Below are 1,179 nucleotides of genomic sequence, written 5' to 3' on the forward strand. Positions count from 1 at the left end.
CATCCGGTCCGGATCCTCCCTCTCCTGCCGGGCGGCCTGGTGCATGAGGTCGCGCAGGGCGTGGTGCACCAGGAGGAACCCGAAGATCTCCTGCTCGGCCCCGACCGGATACTGGGAGCGCAGGACGAATCCGGGTCCGCCCAGGTGGATCTTGATCTCGTCGAAGGTCGTCTCGATCTCCCCGCGCTCGGCGTAGAGCGCAGCGAGCTCCACGGCCGGTGCGGTGGCCGGGTCCAGGAGCGTGGTGACCAGCCGGTAAACGGCGCCCTCCCCACCTGGGCCCAAGGCGTATTCGATGACGCGAACCTGTGCCGGGTCGGCCCGCCGGTTCTTGTCCCGGGCGGCAACGATCTCCGACAGATACGAGCCATCGGGCAGCGCGGCCACCACGGGCAGGACCGCGTTGCTCCGGACCCGCCACAACAGGTCCGCGCCGGTCGACGCGGCGGCCCGCCACAGATCGAAGCCGAGGAAACCCCGATCCGCCAGGAGCAGCATTCCTCTGGTCAGCGAGGGGAACAGACGGTGGGCCAGGGCCGTCTCATGCACCGCCAGTGGCGCGACGTCGGCGGCGAACACGGCGTGGGTACCGCACTCGACCAGGGCCACGGCCCTGGCCTGCGGATACGCGCTCCTGCCCTGGCCACGCCCCGTTCCCGGCCGTCCGAAGAAGGCGGCGTTGGCCTGCGTATCGGGAAGGTCGAAGGTCGTCCCGTCCACCGACACCAACCGCAGACCCCGAAACCACGCTCCCGTCGTCGCCGGGAGCGCCACGGGCCGACAGACCCTGGCGAACAACGCCTTCATCGGTTCCGCCCCCAGCCGCAACCGGGCCCGTCCGATCGCCCCGCTGGTGGGCACCCGCCACGTCTTCGACCAGCGGCGTTCGCGTTCCAGGCCCTGGGTGAGGAGCCGTCCGACCTCCTCATACCCCTGCCCCGAGAACAGGCACATCGCCAGCACGAAATACATCACCACCCGAGCGGGAAGCAGACGCTGACGTTCCTCGGTGCGTCCGCACTCCGCCACCACCTCATCCACCAACTCCGGCGGAAACGCACGCGTGAGCACTCCAAGGGCGATGCGATCCGAAAACCGATCGCCCTCAACTACCTTCAACTGTCCGGGCCTTGGCACACCAACTCAACGAGCCAGCATTACCAAAGTCACCGGTATTGC

The 1,179-nt window shown here is 68.7% G+C and carries 1 protein-coding gene; it reads right to left on the minus strand.

What is annotated here, in order from left to right:
- Window positions 1-1,071 (minus strand): IS4 family transposase (locus tag ACWGJY_RS37550; RefSeq protein ID WP_453265379.1); only part of this gene is annotated, 1,071 nt, incomplete at its 3' end.
- Window positions 1,072-1,179 lie beyond the last annotated feature (108 nt).

It is taken from the genome of Streptomyces sp. NPDC054765 (assembly GCF_053612065.1).